We start from the raw sequence: 19,951 nt of genomic DNA on the forward strand, positions 1-19,951 counted from the left end.
GCCGGCCCACCCGAGGTGGACCGGCTCGATGCAGCGAACCAGCAGTGGCCGCGCGCGATGGGGTTCCCCCCAGCTCGAATGGAGTCGAGGGCAGGGGGACGTGCGTCAGCGCGAGACCTTGCCGGCCTTGATGCACGAGGTGCAAGCGTTCACGCGCTTCGGCGTCCCGCCGACCACGGTACGGACGCGCTGGATGTTCGGGTTCCAGCGACGGGACGTACGGCGGTGCGAAAACGAGATGTTGTTGCCGAAGCTCGGCCCCTTGCCACAGACGTCGCAGTTGGCAGCCACGGGTCACTCCAAAGACTTCAGATGCACTTACGGTGGATCCCGGCATGCCGGGATCGAGATCGCAGGATCAGAGATCTGAGTGGCGGTGCCAGGGGGATGGCCCGATGTGTATCGGGCAACCGGAGCAGCATACAACGACTGCGCCAGCAGAACGAAACTACCATGGCTGCTCAGGGCCCCGGCCCCGGCGGCGTCGCTCGCGGCCGGCCCTCCCCCGGCCCTCACCCGGGCCTGCCCGGGCCGCTTTCCGGCGTACCCGGCGCCTGGGGCTACGCTGCGTCCAGTCCAGCACTTCAGGGAGGCGCAGGTGGCGCAGGTGCCGCAGACGTTCTTCGATGCTCTCGCGGTGCGCACCTGGTGCGGCCTGGCGCTGTCGGCTCTGGGCCGGGCCCGCGAGGAGATCGACGCGATCAACGTCTACCCGGTCGCGGACGGGGACACCGGCACCAACCTGTATCTCACCGTGGAGTCCGCGGCGACCGCCGTCGAGGCGGTCTTCGTCGGGCACGAGGCCGGATCCGCGCCCGTCGGGCCCCCGTCCCTCGCCGACGCCGCGCACGCGATGGCGCACGGCGCGCTCATAGGCGCGCGGGGGAACTCGGGCACGATCCTCGCGCAGCTGCTGCGCGGCATGGCCCAGGTGCTGTCCGCCGAGCAGGAGGCCACCCACACCGACGGCGCCGGGCTGCGCCTGGCGCTGCGGCAGGCGGCCGACGCGGCCCGCCAGGCCGTGGCCCACCCCGTCGAGGGCACCGTCCTGACCGTCGCCTCCGCCGCCGCGGACGCGGCGGGGGGCGCGGAGGGCGACTGCGGCACGATCGCCCGCGCCGCCCACCAGGGGGCGTGTGCCGCGCTAGCCGCCACGCCGGCGCAGCTCGCGGCGCTGGGGAGGGCGGGAGTGGTCGACGCGGGCGGCCGGGGGCTCGTCGCGGTCCTCGCGGCCCTGGTGGAGACGTTCACGGGAGAGTCGCCGGGCATGCCGGGCCCTTCGGGACCTCTGGGGCTGTCGGGGTCGGCTGCACGCGCGGGACTCGTCCCGATGCAGGGCGCCGCGAGCGCCGGGAACGTTCCGGGCTCGGGCGGCGGGGACGGCGCGGACGACTGCGGGCGGGCGCCCGGCGCGGAGGGCGGGCACGCCCGGGACGCCGGAAGCGGCGGCGCGGCCGGGGCCGGGGACGAGCGCGGCCCGGACGGGGGAGAGGACGGCCCGGACGGGGAAGGGGGCGGGCCGGCCTTCGAGGTGATCTACCTCCTGGAGGCCGAGGACGCGGCCGTGGTGCGGCTGCGCCAACGGCTGGACGCCCTCGGCGACTCGCTCGTCGTGGTCGGCGGGGACGGCCTGTGGAACGTGCATGTGCACGTGGACGACGCCGGCGCGGCCGTGGAGGCGGGCGTGGAGGCGGGCCGGCCGTACCGGATCCGCATCACCCACTTCGGCGCCGACGACGCCCACACGCGCGGCGGCGAGCGGCCGCCGCGCGAGCGCGTGCAACGTGCGGTCGTCGCCGTCGTGCCCGGCGAGGGACTGGTCGGGCTGTACGCCGAGGCCGGCGCGACCACCGTGCTCGCGCGCCCCGGGGAGCCGCCCGCGAGCGGGGAGCTCGTGGAGGCGGTGCGACGTGCCCACGCGCGCGAGGTCGTGCTGCTGCCCAACGACGCCGACCTGCGGCACACCGCGGCCGCGGCGGCGGAACAGGCCCGCACGGAGGGCATCCGGGTGGCTCTCATCCCGACCCGTTCCGCGGTCCAGGGCATCGCCGCGCTCGCCGTACACGAGCCCGACCGCCGCTTCGACGAGGACGTCGTCTCGATGACCTCGGCGGCCGGCGCCACCCGCTACGCCGAGGTCGTCGTGGCCGTGCGCGAGTCGTGGACCATGGCCGGCATCTGCCAGGCCGGCGACGTCCTCGGACTCGTGGACGGCGATGTCGCCGTCATCGGCTCCGACGTCGCCGCCACTGCGGAGGGCGTCCTCGACCGCATGCTGTCGGCGGGCGGCGAACTGGTCACCCTGGTGCTCGGCGACGAGGCTCCCGAAGGCGTCGCCGAGCGGCTGGAGTCGCGGGTGCGGGAGGCGTACCTCGCCGTGGACACGGTCGTGTACCGGGGCGGGCGGCAGGGGGCGTTGCTGCTGATCGGGGTGGAGTAGGCAGGTTGAACGATTCCCGGGGCCCGTGTCCTCGTTGAACGATCCCCGAAGTCCGAGCTCGCTCTCCTCGTAGAACGATCCCCGGAGTCAGAACCCCCTCAAGGGAATCGTTCAACGATCCCTCGGCTCCTCCGCCGCCTGCAGCAACTGCTCCGCCTCGGCCCGCCGCGCCCGTATCGTCCCGCCGCCCCGCTGGCCGTCGCCCTCGAAGCCCTCGGCGGCGGCGTCCGCACAGGACCGCAGCACCGCACGCGCGCGGGCCGCCGCCTGCGCGGGGCGTCCCAGGTCGCACTCCAGCCAGCCCGCGGCCAGCTCGGCGCCGGTCCGGGCGAGCAGGCCGCTCCCGCCCAGGGTGACGAACACCGCGACCGCCTCGGACATTTGGGAGAGCGCCTCGTCCAGGGTGGCCCGGATCGCGTCGTCGTCCGCGTCCTCGGCGGCGGAACGCGCGAGCAGGTCGCCGAACTGGCGGTGAGTGTCGCCGAGTTCGGAGACCAGCCGAAGTCGCGCCTCCTCGTCGTCGCCCGCGCCGCCGAACGCGTCCGCGCACTCCTCCACGGCGCTCGTCATCAGGGCGCGTGCCACGCCCGGGTCCTGCTCGGTGCGCAACGCCAGCCAGGCGCGGGCCCGCAGCGAACGGATCAGCCCGTGCACGTTGCCGAGGTCCCGCCACAACTCCCCGGCGCGCGCGTACGCCCGGTCGGCCTCGGTGTGCAGTCCGGCGTGGCCGAGCGACTCGGCGGCCAGATGGGCGAGGGTGGCGTGGTCGTGCTGCTCCGGCCAGTGCCGGGCGATCTCGGCGGCCTGCAGCCGGCGTTCGGCGGCGTCCCGGTGCTCGCCGAGCTCGCTCAGGCAGTCGCCCAGCCACCACTGCGTCTGGACGACCGCCCCGTCCCCGTGCGTCTCCGCGCTCAGGTCCGCCAGCGCGGACTCCAGCACCTCGGCCGCCTCGGCCCAGCGGCCCTGGCGCACCAGGTACCCGCCGAGCTGATGCCGCGCCCACGCGCCGTACGTGGGGCCCGCGCCCGCCTCGTCGGCCCAGTGCGCCGACTCCAGGGCGTGCTCCGCGGCCTCCTCGGCCTCGCCCCGGCCGCCGACCACCTCGGCCAGCTGAAGGTGCAACTGGGCCCGTCCGATCGCCTCCAGGAACGGCCCACCGTGCTCCAGGGCCGCCCGCAGCGCCCGCTCCGCCTCCGCCATGTCGCCCAGCTCGTGGGCGAGACCGGCCAGCCGGGCCTCGTACTCCACGGCGAACCACGGCACACCCGCCTCGACGAACTCCGCGGCGGCGCGCGCGAACAGCTCCGCACCGGTCTCCGCCTCGCCGGAGCGCGTCGCGAGCTCCGCCAGCATCGCGTGGCCCTCGGCCACCCGGGCGGCGAGCCGGACGTCGTCACCGGCCCGCCCGTCCACGAGCGCCAGGAGCTCCCGGACGGACGACTCCGCCTGCGTCGCGGCCGACGCGGGCACCGGCCCCTCGGCCTCGTGGACCCGGCGCATCAGGATCCGCGCCCGCGCCATCAGGACGCCCGCCGCCTGCGGCACCTCCGTGCCGCCCTCGGCGTACAGCGCGAGGACCCTGTCGTACGGCTCGGAGACCGCCGCGAGCGCCTCGTCCACCTCGCCGTCGAGCGCACGGACGTAGGCGGCACGCGCGCGTGCCGCCAGCGCCTCACCCGGGTCGCCCGCCTCCTCGTACAGCCCGGCGGCGCGCTCGAACGCGTCGGCGCCCCCGGGGCCGAGACCGATCGCCTCGTGGTCGGCGATCTCGGCGAGGTCGCGCGCCGCCAGCTCCACGCCCTCGATCTCCGCGGCCGCCCGGGCCACCCGCGCCCATGCCTCGACGGCGTGCGGCCGGAGGGTCTCCGACAACCGCCTGGCCTCTTCGAGCAGAGCCGGCAGGTCCGCCTCCGCGATCTCACCGGCCGCCTCGGCCCGGGCCGGGGCGGCGAGCGTGGGCGCGGGCGATGGCGCCGTGACCGCCGGACGCGACGCGCGCACGCCCAGGGGCAGCCGCTCCACCAAGGGCCGCCGCGCCATCCGCGCGCGTGCCCGCTCGCTGACGTGCTCCGTGCCGTTGCGCTCGTCGAAACGCGCGGCCAGGGCGAGCGCCTCCGCGCGCGCATGCGCCGCGAGCTCGTCGGCCGTCCACTCCCGCCCGGCCGCCCCGGGCACCCGCTCCCCGCCGAGTCCGAGCTCACCCAGGCGCCCCATCAGCAGCGCCACGACGCTCAGGAACTCCAGCCTGCTGCGCGGCTGGCCTTCGTCCGTGAAGTAGGCGGGCCGCTCGGCGAGCAGCTCCAGGCCTCGCGCCTCGTTGCCGGTCAGCGCGCAGAACTCGACGTGGTCGGCGTACGCGCTCCGCATGCTCTCCATGGACCGCACCAGCCGGAACCCTCGCAGATGATGGGCGCGGGCCTCGTCCGGGCGGCCCAGCCGCAGCAGCGGCAGCAGCGACGACGCCAGCACGCTGTGCGGCTCGTGCGCGCACGTGTACTCGCCCTCCAGGACCGGCGCCCACAGCTCCAGGGCCTCCGCGTCCCGCCCCCGCTCCGCCTGCCACCAGCCCTGCCCGTGCAGCTCGCACGCGTGGCAGTCGGCCATGGTGTCCCGGTCCGCGGCCAGCCAGGCGGTGAACGCCCGCTCGGCCCGCGCCACGTCGCCCACGTGCGCGGCGACGCTGAACTCGGCGCTGCGCACCGCCCGTTCGGAATGGCCGGCGAGCCGGTAGCGGTGCTCCATCTCGCCCAGCCACTTCTCCACCGACGCCAGCGGCACGTGCGGCTGGTCCAGCATGCCGGCCGACATCCACTTGAAGACCCAGTGCAGCGAATGCGTCTCGTAGGCGTCGAAGTCCTCGGGCCGCTCGTCCCACATGCGCAGCAGCCGCGCGAACGGGACGAACATCTTCGCCTTCTCGGAGCTGTAGTTGTAGACCTTCAGCTGGTGCCCGAGCGCCTCGATCACGGCGAGCGGGATCCTCAGCCTCTCCGCCTCCAGGAGCAGTTGCTCCGCGCGCGCGTTGCGGGCCGGCCCCTCGGGCTGCTCGCCGTTCTCCGCCATCGCCCTGCGGAGGGAGTCGAAGTCCGTGATCTCACTCACCCGTGGCCCCCTGTCCGTCCGACGACTGCCCGTGTGCCGTGTCCCCGTGGGTGGCCCACTCGAGGAGGCCGATGAACGACCGGTTCAGGAGCGCCGAGTCCGCCGGCCGCAGCGGACGCTGCGCCATCAGCAGCGCCTGCCCGTACAGGGACTCCGTGGCGGTGCCGATCAGCTCCTTGTCGCGAAGCGAACCGATCCGCCGGATCAGCGGGTTGAGATGGTTGAGCACCAGACGCGCGCGCGGGGCGCTCCCGCGCAGCGAGCCCAGGATGCCCGCCCACAGGTCGTCCGCCTGCTCCTCGGCGTCCGCGCGCGCCTGCTCGTGCCGGGCCGCGCGGTCGTCGAGGTGCAGCGCGGGCACCGACAGCGGATGGAAGGCCCGCAGGACGACGTCGCAGCCCAGCGGGTCGAGCTTCGCCCGCGCGGCCGCCAGGAAGCCGGCCAGCGCCAGCTCGTCGGCGGGGGCGACGGAGTCCAGGTGCGCGGTCACGGTGTCGGCGTCCAGCTCGGCGACGACCGTCCCCGGCCGCACCGAGGGCAGCGCCTCCACCAGCTCGCTGTCGTAGGTGTAACCGCCGTTGATCACTCCGACGCCCTGCGCGGAGGCGATCGGCGCGACCTGCCGGTACTCCTCGACGGTGCGCGTGAAGTGCACCACCGGGTGCCGCTGCGCGAACTCCTCCAGCGACAGCCGGCCGTCGGTCGTCTCGAAGGGCAGCCACGGCAGCATCGTGCGCAGCATGTCCGTGTCGTGCCGCGCCAGGGACTTCACGCCCAGATGGTGCACGGACAAGAACGCCTCGAGCCGCTCCGGTTCACCGGCCGCAAGTCCCGTCAGCCACGACCGGATCCGCTCGCCCAGCGCCTCGCGCACCGCGGCCAGCGTCTCGTCCTCGTAGAGCGACTCGCGCGAGGCGGTCGGCCGCAGACTGTCGGTGTCCAGGACGCAACGCACGAAGAACGCCCAGTCGGGCAGCAGCTGTTCGCCGCGCTCGGTCAGCAGCATGCCCTTGAGGTGCACCCGGTGACCGGCCCGCTGCGCCGGGCTCACCGCGGACGGCAGCACGTACGCCACCCCGCGGATCCCCGCCAGCGGCACGTCCAGGCCGACCGCGTCCAACGGCGTGAAGCCGAACAGTTCACGGCAGTGCCGGGCCAGGGCGACCCGCCGGTCGGCGGGGGAGGCGTACGCCCGGTCCCAGGGCGCGGGCAGATCGGTGACCGGCTCGTCGCCGACCCGGACGTCGTACGGGAGCAGCGACCCGAAGTCCCGGGCCAGCGCCAGCACACGCGGCTCTGCGAGCCACTCTCCCGCGCCCGCCCGCGCCACCAGATGCACGGTGGTGCCCGGCTCGGGACGCTCCTCGTGGGGCAGCGTCCGCACGGTGTACGAGCCGTCGTCGCGAGCCGTCCACTCCACCGGCGGCGCGTGCGGCGTACGGGCGCTGCGGCTGACCACCCGGATCCGCTCGGCGACCACGAAGCAGGCCAGCAGACCGATGCCGAACTGGCCGAGAAAGTCCGACCGGACGTCCTGCAGACCCTCGGCGCGCTTGGAACTGCGCCCGATCGTCGCCAGCAGGTCGTGCACGTCGGACTCGGTGAGCCCGACGCCGGAGTCCTCCACCCGCAGCCCGCCGCCCGCCGCGAACAGCCGCACCCGCGCCGGGGCGCCGGGCTCCTCGGCCCGCCGGGCGGTGATGGCGTCCACGGCGTTCTGCAGGAGCTCGCGCAGATAGACCTTGGGACTGGAGTACAGGTGATGGGACAGCAGGTCCACCAGACCGCGCAGGTCGACCTGGAACGAGTGGGGTGACGGAGATGCCTGGGATGACTGTGAGGTCTGGGAGTCCATCGCTGCAGCGCCGCGGGCTGGGGGAGGAGCACGGCGCGGGGTCGGGCGGTCCCGGTGGGGCGGTGACCGCGGATGATGGCCGGAGCGCGCCATCCTAGAGCCCGAACGAGCCGTCTGACCAGGGGTTTCAGGACACCTATGCGGCAATGTCAGTGACGTGGTGTGCAATGGATCTCGTGCCCGCGCTGAAGGAACCACTGGAACAACCGCTCACGTCAGTGCTCGGCCCCGCCACCGCGAAGGTGATGGCCGAGCACCTCGGCCTGCACACGGTCGGCGACCTCCTGCACCACTACCCCCGCAGATATGAGGAGCGCGGCCAGCTCACCTCACTCGCCGACCTCCCGATGGACGAGCACGTCACCGTGGTCGCCCAGGTCGCCGACGCCCGCCTGCACAGCTTCGCCTCCGCCAAGGCGCCGCGCGGCAAGGGCCAGCGCCTGGAGGTGACCATCACCGACGGCAGCGGCAGGATCCAGCTGGTCTTCTTCGGCAGCGGCGTCCACAAGCCGCACAAGGAGCTGCTGCCGGGCACGCGCGCGATGTTCGCGGGCAAGGCCTCGGTCTTCAACCGCCGCCTCCAACTGGCCCACCCGGCCTACGAACTGCTGCACGCCGACACCGAGGAGTCCGTCGAGACCTGGGCGGGCGCCCTCATCCCGCTCTACCCGGCCACCGCCAAACTGGAGTCCTGGAAGATCGGCAAGGCGGTCCAGACCGTCCTGCCCAGCGCCCAGGAGGCGGTCGATCCGCTCCCGGAGTCGCTGCGCGAGGGCCGCGGCCTGCTCTCCCTGCCCGAGGCCCTGCTGAAGATCCACCGCCCGCACACCAAGGCCGACATCGCCGACGCCCGCGCCCGCCTGAAGTGGGACGAGGCGTTCGTCCTCCAGGTCGCCCTGGCCCGTCGCCGGCACGCCGACGCCCAACTCCCGGCGGTGGCCCGCAGGCCCGCGCCCGACGGCCTCCTCGCCGCCTTCGACGCCCGGCTTCCCTTCACCCTCACCGAGGGCCAGCGGAAGGTCTCGAAGGAGATCTTCGACGACCTGGCGACGGAGCACCCGATGCACCGGCTGCTGCAGGGGGAGGTGGGCTCGGGCAAGGCCCAGCCCCTCGACTCCCTGGTGCTCACGCCCGCCGGCTTCCGGCGGATGGGCGACCTCGCCGTGGGCGACGAAGTGGTCGTGCCGAACGGGGAGATCGCGCCGGTCGACGGCGTGTTCCCGCAGGGCGACCGCGAGGTGTGGCGTCTGGTCCTGTCCGACGGCGCGCGGGTGGAGTGCGACGACGAGCACCTGTGGATCGTCGGCACCGCCTCCGCGTGGCGCAGCGGCCAGGCCCCCGGGGTCATGACCGCACGCCGGATCCGGCAGGACACGCTCACGGCGGACGGCGCCCCGAAGTGGTACCTCCCGGCCGCGACCCCGGTCGACCTCGGAGGCGACGCGCCACTGCCGCTGGACCCGTACCGGTACGGCGCCCTGCTGGCCGGCGGCGGAAGCGGCGGACCGGATCCGGCCGCGCAGGGCTCGCCCTCGCCCGGTGCGGGCATCGGCGTCCCCGCCGCCTTCAGGAACACCTCCGTCAAGAACCGCACGGCCCTCCTGCAGGGCCTCCTGGACACGGACGGCACGGTCGGTGCGGACGGCCTGAGCGTCACGTTCCGCGCGGCCTCGCGCCTGCTCGCCGACGACGTCGCCTGGATCGTGCGCTCGCTGGGAGGCCGGGCGCGCCTCCTCCCGTCGGGGGAGGGCTTCGAGGTCCTGCTCGCCCTGCCGGAGGCGCACCCGCCGTTCCGGCTGCCCCGCAAGGCGGCCCTCCTGCGGGCCCGGCCCGCCGGCGACGACGCGTTCCGCCGCGGCATCCAGGCCGTCGAGTACGTGGGCCGCAAGCCCGTCCAGTGCATCAGCGTCGCCCACCCGAGCCACGCCTACGTCACCGACCACTTCACGGTCACCCACAACACCATGGTCGCGCTGCGCGCCATGCTCGCCGTCGTCGACGCGGGCGGACAGGCGGCGATGCTCGCCCCCACCGAGGTCCTCGCCCAGCAGCACCACCGGTCCGTCGTCGAGATGATGGGCGATCTGGCCGAGGGCGGCATGCTCGGTGGATCCGAACAGGCCACCAAGGTCGTCCTGCTGACCGGGTCGATGGGCGCGGCGGCCCGCCGCAGGGCGCTGCTCGACCTCGTCACCGCGGAGGCCGGCATCGTCATCGGCACCCACGCGTTGATCGAGGACAAGGTCCAGTTCCACGATCTGGGTCTGGTCGTGGTCGACGAACAGCACCGCTTCGGCGTCGAACAGCGGGACGCCCTGCGCGGCAAGGGCCGGCAGCCCCCGCACCTGCTCGTCATGACGGCCACGCCCATCCCCCGTACCGTCGCCATGACCGTCTTCGGCGACCTGGAGACCTCCGTCCTCGACCAGCTCCCGGCCGGCCGCTCCCCGATCGCCAGCCATGTCGTCCCCGCCGCGGACAAACCGCACTTCCTTGCGCGCGCGTGGGAGCGGGTACGCGAGGAGGTGGCCGGCGGTCACCAGGCGTACGTCGTCTGCCCTCGCATCGGCGACGACGAGGACGACCCTGAGAAGGCCGGCAAGGCCAGGAAGAAGCCGCCGGAGGACGAGGCCGAGAAGCGGCCCCCGCTCGCCGTCCTCGACGTCGCCGAGCAGCTCGCGCGAGGCCCCCTCCAGGGACTGCGCATCGAGGTGCTGTACGGCCGGATGCCTCCCGACGACAAGGACGCGGTCATGCGCCGCTTCGCCGCGGGCGACACCGACGTCCTGGTCGCCACGACCGTCATCGAGGTCGGGGTCAACGTCCCCAACTCCACCGTGATGGTCATCATGGACGCCGACCGGTTCGGCGTCTCCCAGCTCCACCAGCTGCGCGGCCGCGTCGGCCGCGGCTCGGCGCCGGGCCTGTGCCTGCTGGTCAGCGAGATGCCGCAGGCCACCGCGGCCCGGCAGCGGCTGGACGCCGTGGCCGCCACCCTCGACGGCTTCGAGCTCTCCCGCATCGACCTCGAGCAGCGCCGCGAGGGCGACGTCCTCGGCCAGGCCCAGTCCGGCGTCCGCTCCAGCCTGCGCGTCCTCACGGTCATCGAGGACGAGGAGGTCATCGCCGAGGCGCGCCGGGAAGCGGCGGCCGTCGTCGAGGCGGACCCGGAGCTGACCGCCTACCCGGGCCTGCGCACGGCGCTGGACGCCCTGCTGGACGAGGAACGGGAGCAGTACCTGGAGAAGGGGTGAGGAGGATCACCCGGGGACGCGGGGAACCGCGCCACCCGCCACACTTGAACCCAAAGCCGCCCACCACCAAGGACCAGAGATGACCCGCGTGATCGCCGGAGCAGCCGGCGGACGTCGCCTGGCGGTCCCGCCCGGCACCGGAACCCGCCCCACCTCCGACCGCGCACGCGAAGGCCTCTTCTCCACCTGGCAGTCCCTCCTGGGCGGCCCCCTCGACGGCGAACGCGTCCTCGACCTGTACGCCGGATCAGGGGCCGTCGGCCTGGAGGCCCTGTCCCGCGGCGCCGGCCACACCCTCCTCGTCGAGGCAGACGCGCGAGCGGCCCGCGTCATCCGGGAGAACGTGAGAAACCTCGCCCTCCCCGGTGCCGAGGTCCGCGCGGGCAAGGCCCGGCAGGTCATCGAAGCGGCGCCGGCCGCACCGTACGACCTCGTCTTCCTCGACCCCCCGTACGCCGTCACCGACGACGATCTTCGGGAGATCCTGCTCACACTCCGCTCGGGGGGCTGGCTCGCGGCCGAAGCCCTCGTCACCGTGGAGCGCAGCACCAGAGGCGGTGAGTTCGGCTGGCCGGACGGTTTCGAAGCGCTCCGGTCCCGTCGCTACGGCGAGGGAACGTTTTGGTACGGTCGCGCCGCCTCTACGTGCGAAGACGCACGATGACCGGACCGGAGAGCGAGGGAACACAAGTGCGCCGTGCCGTCTGTCCCGGGTCGTTCGACCCGATCACCAACGGACACCTCGACATCATCTCCCGCGCCTCCCGTCTCTACGACGAGGTCTATGTCGCGGTGATGATCAACAAGTCCAAGAAGGGCCTGTTCGAGATCGACGAGCGGATCGACCTGATCCGCGAGGTCACCGCCGAGTACGGCAACGTCCGGGTCGAGGCCTTCCACGGCCTCCTCGTCGACTTCTGCAAGGAGCGCGGGATCCCGGCCATCGTCAAGGGCCTGCGCGCGGTCAGCGACTTCGACTACGAACTGCAGATGGCGCAGATGAACAACGGCCTCTCCGGCGTCGAGACGCTGTTCGTGCCCACCAACCCCACCTACAGTTTCCTCTCCTCCTCCCTGGTCAAGGAGGTCGCCACATGGGGCGGCGACGTCTCCCACCTGGTGCCGCCCAGGGTCCTCGACGCGCTGACCGAGCGCCTCGGGCGGGACTGACCGTCCGAGGGCCGTCCTGACGTGCCGTCATCCGGTGTCCGGCGGGCGCCCCATGGCCGTACAGTCGTCCCGTCCGTCTCCAACACAGCTGTAGAGAGTGGCGAGCAACCGGTGGACGTGCAGAAGAAGCTCGACGAGATCGTCACGGCGGTCTCCAGTGCCCGGTCGATGCCGATGTCGGCCTCGTGCGTGGTCAACCGCGCGGATCTGCTCGCTCTGCTGGAAGAGGTACGCGCGGCCCTGCCCGACTCGCTGGCCCAGGCCGAGGAGCTCATCGGCGGCCGCGAGCAGGTCGTCGAGCAGGCCCGCCAGGAGGCCGAGCGGATCATCGAGACCGCCCACGCCGAACGCGGCTCGCTGGTCTCCGGCACCGAGATCGCCCGCCGCTCCCAGGCCGAGGCCGACCGCATCCTCGCCGAGGCCCGCAAGGACGCCGAGGAGGTCCGCGCGGACGCCGACGACTACGTCGACTCCAAGCTCGCCAACTTCGAGGTCGTCCTCACCAAGACCCTCGGCTCCGTGGGCCGCGGCCGCGAGAAGCTCCTCGGCACCGGACCGGGCACCGACGAGCACGGCTACGAGGACGAGGACGCCCCCGAGCGCAGCCACGACCCCGAGACTCTGCGCCGCGACGCCGACGCGTACGTCGACGCCAAGCTGGGCGCGTTCGAGGCGGTCCTCGCCAAGACGCTCGAGGCGGTCGGCCGGGGCCGGCAGAAGCTGCACGGCCGCATCGCCACGGACGACCTCGGCGCCCTCGCCGCCGACACCACCACCTTCCAGCACTCCTCGGACGCCGACTACCTCGCCGACCTGGCCGCCCTCGCGGAGCAGGACGCGGCGTCCGCGCAGCCCGTCCAGCAGACGTACGACCAGCAGGAGCCGCAGCCGGCGTACGGCTACCAGCAGCAGCCGGACCCTTACGGCGGCTATCCGCAACAACAGCAGGACTACGGCCGGCAGGACGCGTACGGCTACCAGCAGCAGGCCGACCCCTACGCGTATCAGGGGGGCTACGACGCCCAGCAGGCCCCGTACGACCCGAACCAGCCCGTGCAGCAGCACGACCCGTCCCAACAGGCCCGGCAGCAGCACCAGCAGGCGCAGCAGGGGTATGCCCTCGACGAGACCAGCCTCTTCGACACCGGCATGATCAGCGCCGAGCAGCTGCGCGCCTACGAGCAGGGACGCGGGCTGTAGGACCGGGCGGGCGGGAGCCGGATTGGGCTGTGGGCGAATGCTCCAGTATCCTGGCTCATCGGTCGCGTGTGCGCTTCGCTGATGTCGTATGCGCCCGCGATCGCCGCTGCCCGCGACACCGAGGGGCAGTGTCCCCAGCTCAGAAGATCGAAAGCAGGAATGGCTCTGAACGCCCGCCTCGACCACCGCAAGCCTCTCGTGTTCGACACGCACGAGCTGGGGCGGCGGCCCGGTGCGCAGCAGCGCCTGACCCGCGAGATCGACGCTCCCCAGGATCTCGGGATCCAGGGAGTCGTCGGAGTGCCGGAAGGCGCTCCGGTGGAGCTCGCGCTCCGACTCGAGTCGGTCATGGAAGGTGTGCTCGTCACAGGCACCGCCCGTGCACGGGCCGAGGGGGAGTGCGTAAGGTGTCTGGAGCCGCTCGAGTTCGATCTCGCAGCGGACTTCCAGGAGATGTTCTCGTACCCTGACGCCGACGACCGGGGCCGTGTGAAAGCGGATCCGGCCGACGACGCCGAGGAAGACGAGGACAGGCTCTTCCTCGAGGACGGACTGTTCGACCTCGAGCCCGTGCTGCGCGATGCGGTGGTGCTCGCACTGCCGATGCAGCCGGTGTGCCAGGACGACTGCCCCGGCCTGTGCTCCGAGTGCGGAGCCCGGCTGGCGGACGACCCGGACCACCACCACGACGCCGTCGACATCCGTTGGGCGGCACTGCAGGGACTCGCCGGTTCACCTGAAGACGGCGAGAAGGACGAGATGAGCGGCGGCGCGCTTCCATCAGCGCACGCCGACGAGAAGCAGGAGAAGTAGCCGTGGCTGTTCCGAAGCGGAAGATGTCGCGCAGCAACACGCGCCACCGCCGGTCGCAGTGGAAGGCTGCGGTCCCCACCCTGGTTGCGTGCGAGCGCTGCCACGAGCCCAAGCTGCAGCACATCGCGTGCCCGTCTTGCGGCACCTACAACAAGCGCCAGGTCCTCGAGGTCTGAGCGGCTGGTGAGAGGCTTCATGTCTGACGCCAAGGCGGACACGACCGCCAAGAACAAGGCGGACACGGCCTCGTCCCACACGCTTCTGGAAGGGCGGCTCGGCTATCGGCTCGAGTCCGCCCTTCTGGTGCGTGCGCTGACCCACCGTTCCTACGCGTACGAGAACGGCGGTCTGCCGACGAACGAGCGGCTGGAGTTCCTCGGGGACTCCGTGCTCGGCCTCGTCGTCACGGACACGCTGTACCGCACCCACCCCGACCTGCCCGAAGGCCAACTGGCCAAGTTGCGGGCCGCGGTGGTCAACTCGCGTGCGCTGGCGGAGGTCGGTCGTGGTCTCGACCTGGGCTCCTTCATCCGGCTCGGCCGGGGTGAAGAGGGCACGGGCGGCCGGGACAAGGCATCCATCCTCGCCGACACCCTCGAAGCGGTGATCGGCGCGGTCTATCTCGATCAGGGCCTCGACGCGGCCTCCGAACTGGTGCACCGCCTGTTCGACCCGCTGATCGAGAAGTCCTCGAATCTCGGCGCCGGCCTGGACTGGAAGACCAGTCTCCAGGAGCTCACCGCGACCGAAGGCCTCGGCGTCCCCGAGTACCTGGTCACGGAGACCGGCCCCGATCACGAGAAGACCTTCACTGCTGCCGCCCGCGTCGGAGGCGTCTCGTACGGCACCGGCACCGGCCGCAGCAAGAAGGAGGCGGAGCAGCAGGCCGCCGAGTCCGCCTGGCGGTCCATCCGGGCAGCGGCGGACGAGCGCGCCGAGGAGGCGACGGCCGAGGCGGCCGTCGCGGCCGACGGCAGTGTGGACCAGGAGTCCGCCTCCGCCTGAGCAGCACCACGCGACGAGCGCCCGCCCCCGACGGGGGCGGGCGCTCGGTCCGTGCAGGAACCGAGTCACGGGGGATGCCATGCCCGAGTTGCCCGAGGTCGAGGTGGTCCGGCGCGGTCTGGAGCGGTGGGTGGCCCATCGCACGGTCGCCGACGCCGAGGTCCTGCACCCCCGCGCCGTGCGCCGTCACCCGGCCGGCGCCGAAGACTTCGCGCACCGCCTCGAAGGCCACCGCATCGGCGCCCCGAGCCGGCGCGGCAAGTACCTCTGGCTGCCGCTGGAGGACACCGACCAGGCGGTCCTGGCCCATCTCGGCATGAGCGGCCAGCTCCTGGTCCAGGCGCACGGGGCTCCCGACGAGAAGCACCTGCGCGTCCGGGTGCGCTTCGCGGACGACACGGACACCGAGCTCCGCTTCGTCGACCAGCGCACTTTCGGCGGTCTCTCGCTGCACCCGACCGGCCCGGACGGGCTCCCGGACGTCATCGCGCACATCGCCCGCGACCCCCTCGACCCGCTGTTCGACGACGAGGCGTTCCACCAGGCGCTGCGCAGGAGGCGCACCACCGTCAAGCGCGCGCTGCTCGACCAGTCGCTGATCAGCGGCGTCGGCAACATCTACGCGGACGAGGCGCTCTGGCGCTCCCGTCTGCACTACGACCGTCCGACGGCCGCCTTCACCCGGCCCCGCACGTACGAACTGCTCGGCCATGTCCGGGACGTGATGAACGCGGCCCTCGCCGTCGGCGGCACCAGCTTCGACAGTCTGTACGTCAACGTCAACGGTGAGTCGGGCTACTTCGACCGGTCGCTGGACGCCTACGGGCGTGAAGGGCTGCCCTGCAAACGGTGCGGCACGCCGATGCGCCGACGCCCCTGGATGAACCGGTCCAGCTACTTCTGCCCGAAGTGTCAGAGAGCGCCGCGCGTCCCGTCGTAGCGTTCGCGCGCGGCCAGGACGTCGGTCATCCGCCCTTCGACGAGGTGGATGAGGCCCAGCAGGCGCTCGGCCACCTCCCGCCCGAGCGGGGTCAGTTCGTAGTCCACGCGGGGTGGGTTGGTGGGCTGCGCCTCGCGGTGCACCAGACCGTCACGCTCCAGCGCGTGCAGTGTCTGGGAGAGCATCTTCTCGCTCACGCCGTCGACGCGGCGGCGCAGCTCGTTGAAACGCAGGGACCCCTCGTACAGCGCTCCGAGGGTCAGTCCGCCCCAGCGGCCGGTGATGTGCTCGAGTGTGCCGCGCGAGGGACAGGCCTTGGCGAACACGTCGAACGGAAGGTCCTGATCCTCCGCCCTCTCCCGGGTGATGTCCATACGGCAAGCCTACTCGAAGGTAGCGCTAACTGACAGGTTGCACTAACTAGAAGTTAGTGCTTTCCTTTGGTAACTTTCCTTGAGCTGCCCATTTTCAGGAGTATGCATGTCCACCCCTGTCGTCTCCGTCGCCTACCACTCCGGCTACGGCCACACCGCCGTCCTCGCCGAGGCCGTCCGCGCCGGCGCCGCCGACGCCGGCGCCGAGGTGCACCTGATCAAGGTCGACGAGATCACCGAGGAGCAGTGGACGCTGCTCGACGGCTCGGACGCCGTCGTGTTCGGATCGCCCACGTACATGGGCACCGCGTCCGCCGCCTTCCACGCCTTCGCCGAGGCGACCTCCGCGCGCTGGCCCGAGCAGGTGTGGAAGGACAAGCTGGCCGCAGGGTTCACCAACTCGGGTTCCAAGAGCGGCGACAAGCTGCACACCCTGCAGTTCTTCCAGATCCTGGCCGCGCAGCTCGGCATGCACTGGGTAAGCCTCGGCCTGCTGCCCGGCTGGAACAACTCGGCCGGCTCCGAGCACGACCTCAACCGGCTGGGCGTCTTCCTGGGCGCCGCCGCGCAGACCAACGTCGACGAGGGTCCGGACGCCGTCCACAAGGCGGACCTGGCGACGGCCGAACACCTGGGACGCCGGGTGGCCGGGACTGCGCGGATCTTCCTCGCCGGCCGCGCCCAGGCCGCCTGATCCCGCAGGCCGCCCCGCGTCACGCCGTGGCCCCTACGCCGTGACCGACCCGCCGTGACCTGCGACGCAGCCGTCGCCGGTCGCGGCGTCGGTCGTGTCCGCCGTACAGCTGTCGCGGTTGTCCGCGTCGGTCGTCGTCGAGCACCCTCCGACGGCCCCGGGACGGCCCTCGACGGGTGATGTCAGGACAGCGGATGCTCGTGCGGCAGTGGCTCCCGGACGAACTGGATACGCCGTTCGTCGGAGGCGCCGATGGCGTGGAAGTTCCGGCGGGCCTGCGTCAGACTCAGCCGGCCGTTCGGTCCGCCGCGCACCCTGTCGGCGTCGCGATCGTCCTGGCCGTCGTCCTCCCAGAAGCACACGGGGCAGATCTCATAGAGGCCGCGCTCGGCAAGCGTCAGGTAGCCACAGCACGGACACCGATAGGGCCCGCCTTGTGGGCCGCGGTTCACGTCGACGAAGGGTTCGGTCACGGCCGCATCCTGGCGAAGTCCCGCTGCCTGCGCATCCCGACAGTGACAGGGACGGCCTGACTTGATCATGCCGGCGCCCTCGAGATGAGGCATGGGTCAAGGGCACGCGGCCGTATGAGCGGCAGCGACCGGCATACCCGGAGTCCTGCTGAGCGGCGTGCACGCCGGAGGCTTCGACAGCGAGAGCAAGGCTCTGACCTGCGGTGTTATCTCAGTACCCGAAGTCCTGCGTCCACCAGGGGCCGCCGGAGCCGAAGTGGACGCCGACGCCCAGGGTCTTGAAGTCGCAGTTCAGGATGTTCGCCTTGTGGCCCGGGCTGTTCATCCAGGCCTCCATGACGGCAGCCGCGTCGGACTGCCCGCGGGCTATGTTCTCGCCGCCGAGTCCCGATATGCCGGCCTTGGCCGCCCGGTCCCACGGGGTCGCCCCGTCGGGGTCGGTGTGGTCGAAGAACCCGCGCGCGGCCATGTCGTCGCTGAACTTCTCGGCGAGGCCCGACAGGGCGCTGTTCGCGGAGACGGCACTGCAGCCGACCTTGGCCCGCTCCTCGTTGACCAGCTTCAGCACCTCGGCCGCGGCCTGTGCCTCGGCCGAGACCGTCACAGGGGCCTCGGACCTCGGCGGCGCCTTGGTGGCGGCCCTCGACTTGGACGGCGTGGTCTCCGGCGCCCGGGAAGGCGTGGACGCCGGCTTCTTGGGAGCCGCCTTCGTCGGCGCGGCCGAGGAGGCGGAGACGGACGGGGACGGGGAGGGCGTGGCCGGGGCGGAGGGCGAGACCGAACGGCCGGCGTCGCGGCTGGTGGGGGCGGAGCCGCGGTCGTCGTCGGCGTTGCCGGACGTGCCACCCTGCTCGGAGGCGGAGTTCGTGGGGGAGCCGGCGGCGGCCTGGACCTTGTCGCCGGAGCCGCCGCTGCCGCCTCCGAGGCGGTAGCCGTCGATACCGGGCACCACACCCGTGGCCACGGCGACCGTGCCGATCGCCACCGCCGCGGAGACGCCGAGCAGACCGGACTTCACCGGGGTCGCGACCCTGCGCTTACGGCGCCGGCCCGCACCCGCCCGATTCGCCCCGGCCCGGCGGGCGCCGCCGTCGGGGGTGAACCCGTCGGCCGCGAAGACCGCGGTGTCGCCGTCGGCGTAGTCGCCCTCCGCGTACAGGTACTGCCGGCTTCTCGCGACGGAGTCCGCGTACGCCTCGGGGTTCAGATACGGCGCGATGCCGATCGTCGGAAGGGTTTCCGTCTGCGCATCCTGCGCCCTGTGCCTGTCCGCATGCGAGCCGTGCGTCTGTGTGACCCCCGTGGCGCGGCTCGTGGCGGCGCGGCCGGCGGCGGAGCGTCGGTGGCGTCCCATGTCCTTGCCTTCCTCGTCCGAGCGGTGTTCTCAACGGTCGGCCGAAGCCCTGGGGCGACGCGCGCCTCCTGCTCCCTCTGGTCAACCTGACTCACCCGATCGAGTGAGTTTCATATGAGAATCATTGGGTGGGGACGGTACCGCATGGCGCTCGGGGAGGAAGTGTCCCGAGAGACTTTGCGCGGTTAGGTTGCACCCATGAACGAGGATGTACGGCTGGTCGCCTGGGTGCGCGGACACGTCCAGGGCGTGGGATTCCGCTGGTTCACCCGGGCCAAGGCGCTGGAGGTCGGCGGCCTGAGTGGTTTTGCTCTCAATTTGGCCGACGGCCGGGTCCAGGTGGTCGCCGAAGGGGCCAAGGAGGGCTGTGAGGAGCTGCTCGGCTGGCTCCTGGGCGACGACACGCCCGGACGCGTAGACGGAGTCACCGAGATATGGGACACACCGCGCGGAGGTTACGACGGCTTCGCGATCCGCTGAGAACTCCCGCCGGGCGCCCCCGGGAAAGCGGAGGGGAATGCCACGGGCACGTGCCCCCAGCAGAAAGGGGCAGGTGATTGCCAAGAAAGGCTTGCCGTGGGAGGCTCCGCCCTTAAGGATGATCGCCACGCCCCGAGGGCCCCGCAGGAGTCGCAGCGCCGCCGCACAGGCCGCGCGCCACCGGGCAGCCCGCCAATACGGGGCGTGATCGTGTTGACCGTCAAACTTTTTGGTGAGACGCTGAAAGCACCCCGCGCACCCCAGCTGTTCGGCATGGATGAACGGCAGCACCAGCAAGATCCTGCCAAGCACCGCGGGTGCAAATCCCTCACGACCCACACCGCTTCGGTCGGTCACTCATTGTGGAGGACCATCCATCATGGCAAAGGCGCTTCTCGGTTACGTCGGCGGCTCCGACCCGCGACTCCTCGCCGAGATGCGACGGCTCCAGCAGCGTGTACAGGACCTGGAATCCGAGCTCGGACGGATCCAGGCCGAGAACGACGCGCTGACGGCTGCCGCTTCTCACGAATCGCTTATGGAGAGCATCGACGCACGCCAGGCGGAGCCTGCGCTCACCTGATCGCTGCACGCTGTACCACGGCACGCAGGGGTCGGGCGGCTCATTCTCACCGCGTCGGACCGCTAAGTTGTCAGAGTTTGCAAGGGACGCTTCGGCGTCCCTTCTTTCTTGTCCCCCGTATTTCAGCGCCCCCGCTTCCGCCCCTTCTGCCCCCGGCCCCCCGCCGTTGGTTCCCCCACGCACCCTTTCAGTCTCTTAACGTTTGGTGTGCCCT

The 19,951-nt window shown here is 72.3% G+C and carries 17 protein-coding genes and 1 pseudogene; 12 read left to right on the forward strand and 6 right to left on the reverse strand.

Annotated elements, in window-relative coordinates:
* Positions 1 to 105: 105 nt before the first annotated feature.
* Positions 106 to 291 carry a 50S ribosomal protein L28 gene (gene rpmB / locus ACH4ZA_RS21100; RefSeq protein ID WP_079041368.1) on the reverse strand — a complete coding sequence of 62 codons (186 nt, stop codon included), beginning with the start codon at positions 289 to 291 and terminating at the stop codon, positions 106 to 108.
* A gap of 307 nt (positions 292 to 598) precedes the next feature.
* Between rpmB and ACH4ZA_RS21105 the strand changes: the two genes are divergently transcribed.
* Positions 599 to 2,440 carry a DAK2 domain-containing protein gene (locus tag ACH4ZA_RS21105; RefSeq protein WP_398430936.1) on the forward strand — a complete coding sequence of 614 codons (1,842 nt, stop codon included), beginning with the start codon at positions 599 to 601 and terminating at the stop codon, positions 2,438 to 2,440.
* Positions 2,441 to 2,551: 111 nt separating this feature from the next.
* Here ACH4ZA_RS21105 and ACH4ZA_RS21110 read toward each other — a convergent pair whose 3' ends face one another.
* Together ACH4ZA_RS21110 and ACH4ZA_RS21115 are read right to left on the reverse strand one after the other, a co-directional pair.
* Positions 2,552 to 5,542: a tetratricopeptide repeat protein gene (locus ACH4ZA_RS21110; protein ID WP_398430937.1), complete on the reverse strand. Its 2,991-nt coding sequence runs from the start codon at positions 5,540 to 5,542 to the stop codon at positions 2,552 to 2,554.
* The gene (locus ACH4ZA_RS21115) at positions 5,535 to 7,397 is read right to left on the reverse strand and encodes an HSP90 family protein (RefSeq protein ID WP_398430938.1); all 1,863 of its coding nucleotides are present in this window, start codon (positions 7,395 to 7,397) and stop codon (positions 5,535 to 5,537) included. The genes ACH4ZA_RS21110 and ACH4ZA_RS21115 overlap by 8 nt, the downstream gene beginning before the upstream one ends.
* A 167-nt stretch (positions 7,398 to 7,564) precedes the next feature.
* Between ACH4ZA_RS21115 and ACH4ZA_RS21120 the strand changes: the two genes are divergently transcribed.
* The 8 genes and pseudogenes from ACH4ZA_RS21120 (at position 7,565) to mutM (ending at position 15,779) form a co-directional block, all read left to right on the forward strand.
* Positions 7,565 to 10,651, forward strand: coding sequence for a helicase-related protein (locus tag ACH4ZA_RS21120; RefSeq protein WP_319279760.1), 3,087 nt, complete (start codon positions 7,565 to 7,567; stop codon positions 10,649 to 10,651).
* A gap of 76 nt (positions 10,652 to 10,727) precedes the next feature.
* Positions 10,728 to 11,315 (forward strand): annotated as a pseudogene (gene rsmD, locus ACH4ZA_RS21125) (16S rRNA (guanine(966)-N(2))-methyltransferase RsmD); the annotation flags it as partial.
* 26 nt (positions 11,316 to 11,341) lie between these two features.
* The gene (gene coaD / locus ACH4ZA_RS21130; RefSeq protein WP_319279759.1) at positions 11,342 to 11,821 is read left to right on the forward strand and encodes a pantetheine-phosphate adenylyltransferase; all 480 of its coding nucleotides are present in this window, start codon (positions 11,342 to 11,344) and stop codon (positions 11,819 to 11,821) included.
* Positions 11,822 to 11,932: 111 nt separating this feature from the next.
* Positions 11,933 to 13,021 carry a cell division initiation protein gene (locus ACH4ZA_RS21135; protein WP_319279758.1) on the forward strand — a complete coding sequence of 363 codons (1,089 nt, stop codon included), beginning with the start codon at positions 11,933 to 11,935 and terminating at the stop codon, positions 13,019 to 13,021.
* A 159-nt stretch (positions 13,022 to 13,180) separates the two neighbouring features.
* Positions 13,181 to 13,834, forward strand: coding sequence for a DUF177 domain-containing protein (locus ACH4ZA_RS21140; RefSeq protein WP_319279757.1), 654 nt, complete (start codon positions 13,181 to 13,183; stop codon positions 13,832 to 13,834).
* Positions 13,835 to 13,836: 2 nt separating this feature from the next.
* A complete protein-coding gene (gene rpmF, locus ACH4ZA_RS21145) occupies positions 13,837 to 14,010 on the forward strand; it encodes a 50S ribosomal protein L32 (protein ID WP_007493396.1) in 174 nt (57 codons plus the stop codon).
* A gap of 7 nt (positions 14,011 to 14,017) precedes the next feature.
* Entirely contained in the window at positions 14,018 to 14,839 is an 822-nt protein-coding gene (gene rnc / locus ACH4ZA_RS21150; RefSeq protein WP_398430941.1) for a ribonuclease III, read from the forward strand.
* 79 nt (positions 14,840 to 14,918) lie between these two features.
* Positions 14,919 to 15,779, forward strand: a complete 861-nt coding sequence (gene mutM / locus ACH4ZA_RS21155; RefSeq protein ID WP_319279755.1) for a bifunctional DNA-formamidopyrimidine glycosylase/DNA-(apurinic or apyrimidinic site) lyase — start codon at positions 14,919 to 14,921, stop codon at positions 15,777 to 15,779.
* Here mutM and ACH4ZA_RS21160 read toward each other — a convergent pair.
* Positions 15,752 to 16,153 carry a helix-turn-helix domain-containing protein gene (locus ACH4ZA_RS21160; protein WP_319170254.1) on the reverse strand — a complete coding sequence of 134 codons (402 nt, stop codon included), beginning with the start codon at positions 16,151 to 16,153 and terminating at the stop codon, positions 15,752 to 15,754. The two genes, mutM and ACH4ZA_RS21160, sit on opposite strands and share 28 nt — an antisense overlap.
* A gap of 106 nt (positions 16,154 to 16,259) precedes the next feature.
* Here ACH4ZA_RS21160 and ACH4ZA_RS21165 point away from each other — a divergent pair, with 106 nt between their 5' ends.
* Positions 16,260 to 16,847, forward strand: a complete 588-nt coding sequence (locus ACH4ZA_RS21165; protein WP_398430942.1) for a flavodoxin family protein — start codon at positions 16,260 to 16,262, stop codon at positions 16,845 to 16,847.
* A gap of 182 nt (positions 16,848 to 17,029) precedes the next feature.
* Here ACH4ZA_RS21165 and ACH4ZA_RS21170 read toward each other — a convergent pair whose 3' ends face one another.
* Positions 17,030 to 17,320: a CPCC family cysteine-rich protein gene (locus ACH4ZA_RS21170; protein WP_398430943.1), complete on the reverse strand. Its 291-nt coding sequence runs from the start codon at positions 17,318 to 17,320 to the stop codon at positions 17,030 to 17,032.
* A 211-nt stretch (positions 17,321 to 17,531) separates the two neighbouring features.
* On the reverse strand, positions 17,532 to 18,674 hold the full coding sequence (locus ACH4ZA_RS21175) for a CAP domain-containing protein (protein WP_398430944.1): 1,143 nt from the start codon (positions 18,672 to 18,674) through the stop codon (positions 17,532 to 17,534).
* 198 nt (positions 18,675 to 18,872) lie between these two features.
* Between ACH4ZA_RS21175 and ACH4ZA_RS21180 the strand changes: the two genes are divergently transcribed.
* Together ACH4ZA_RS21180 and ACH4ZA_RS21185 are read left to right on the forward strand one after the other, a co-directional pair.
* Positions 18,873 to 19,154: an acylphosphatase gene (locus ACH4ZA_RS21180; RefSeq protein WP_319279750.1), complete on the forward strand. Its 282-nt coding sequence runs from the start codon at positions 18,873 to 18,875 to the stop codon at positions 19,152 to 19,154.
* A gap of 379 nt (positions 19,155 to 19,533) precedes the next feature.
* Entirely contained in the window at positions 19,534 to 19,737 is a 204-nt protein-coding gene (locus tag ACH4ZA_RS21185) for a hypothetical protein (RefSeq protein WP_109002141.1), read from the forward strand.
* Positions 19,738 to 19,951 lie beyond the last annotated feature (214 nt).

Origin of the sequence: Streptomyces sp. NPDC020597 (assembly GCF_044335095.1) — a bacterium.
Taxonomy (GTDB): Bacteria; Actinomycetota; Actinomycetes; order Streptomycetales; family Streptomycetaceae; genus Streptomyces.

What these genes read in the sequence shown, in the direction of transcription:
- ACH4ZA_RS21115 (WP_398430938.1), bottom strand. Translation starts at nt 7,397, where the DNA reads ATGGACTCCCAGACCTCACAGTCATCCCAGGCATCTCCGTCACCCCAC.
- ACH4ZA_RS21120 (WP_319279760.1), top strand. Translation starts at nt 7,565, where the DNA reads ATGGATCTCGTGCCCGCGCTGAAGGAACCACTGGAACAACCGCTCACG.
- ACH4ZA_RS21140 (WP_319279757.1), top strand. Translation starts at nt 13,181, where the DNA reads ATGGCTCTGAACGCCCGCCTCGACCACCGCAAGCCTCTCGTGTTCGAC.
- mutM (WP_319279755.1), top strand. Translation starts at nt 14,919, where the DNA reads ATGCCCGAGTTGCCCGAGGTCGAGGTGGTCCGGCGCGGTCTGGAGCGG.
- ACH4ZA_RS21160 (WP_319170254.1), bottom strand. Translation starts at nt 16,153, where the DNA reads ATGGACATCACCCGGGAGAGGGCGGAGGATCAGGACCTTCCGTTCGAC.
- ACH4ZA_RS21165 (WP_398430942.1), top strand. Translation starts at nt 16,260, where the DNA reads ATGTCCACCCCTGTCGTCTCCGTCGCCTACCACTCCGGCTACGGCCAC.
- ACH4ZA_RS21175 (WP_398430944.1), bottom strand. Translation starts at nt 18,674, where the DNA reads ATGGGACGCCACCGACGCTCCGCCGCCGGCCGCGCCGCCACGAGCCGC.
- ACH4ZA_RS21180 (WP_319279750.1), top strand. Translation starts at nt 18,873, where the DNA reads ATGAACGAGGATGTACGGCTGGTCGCCTGGGTGCGCGGACACGTCCAG.
- ACH4ZA_RS21185 (WP_109002141.1), top strand. Translation starts at nt 19,534, where the DNA reads ATGGCAAAGGCGCTTCTCGGTTACGTCGGCGGCTCCGACCCGCGACTC.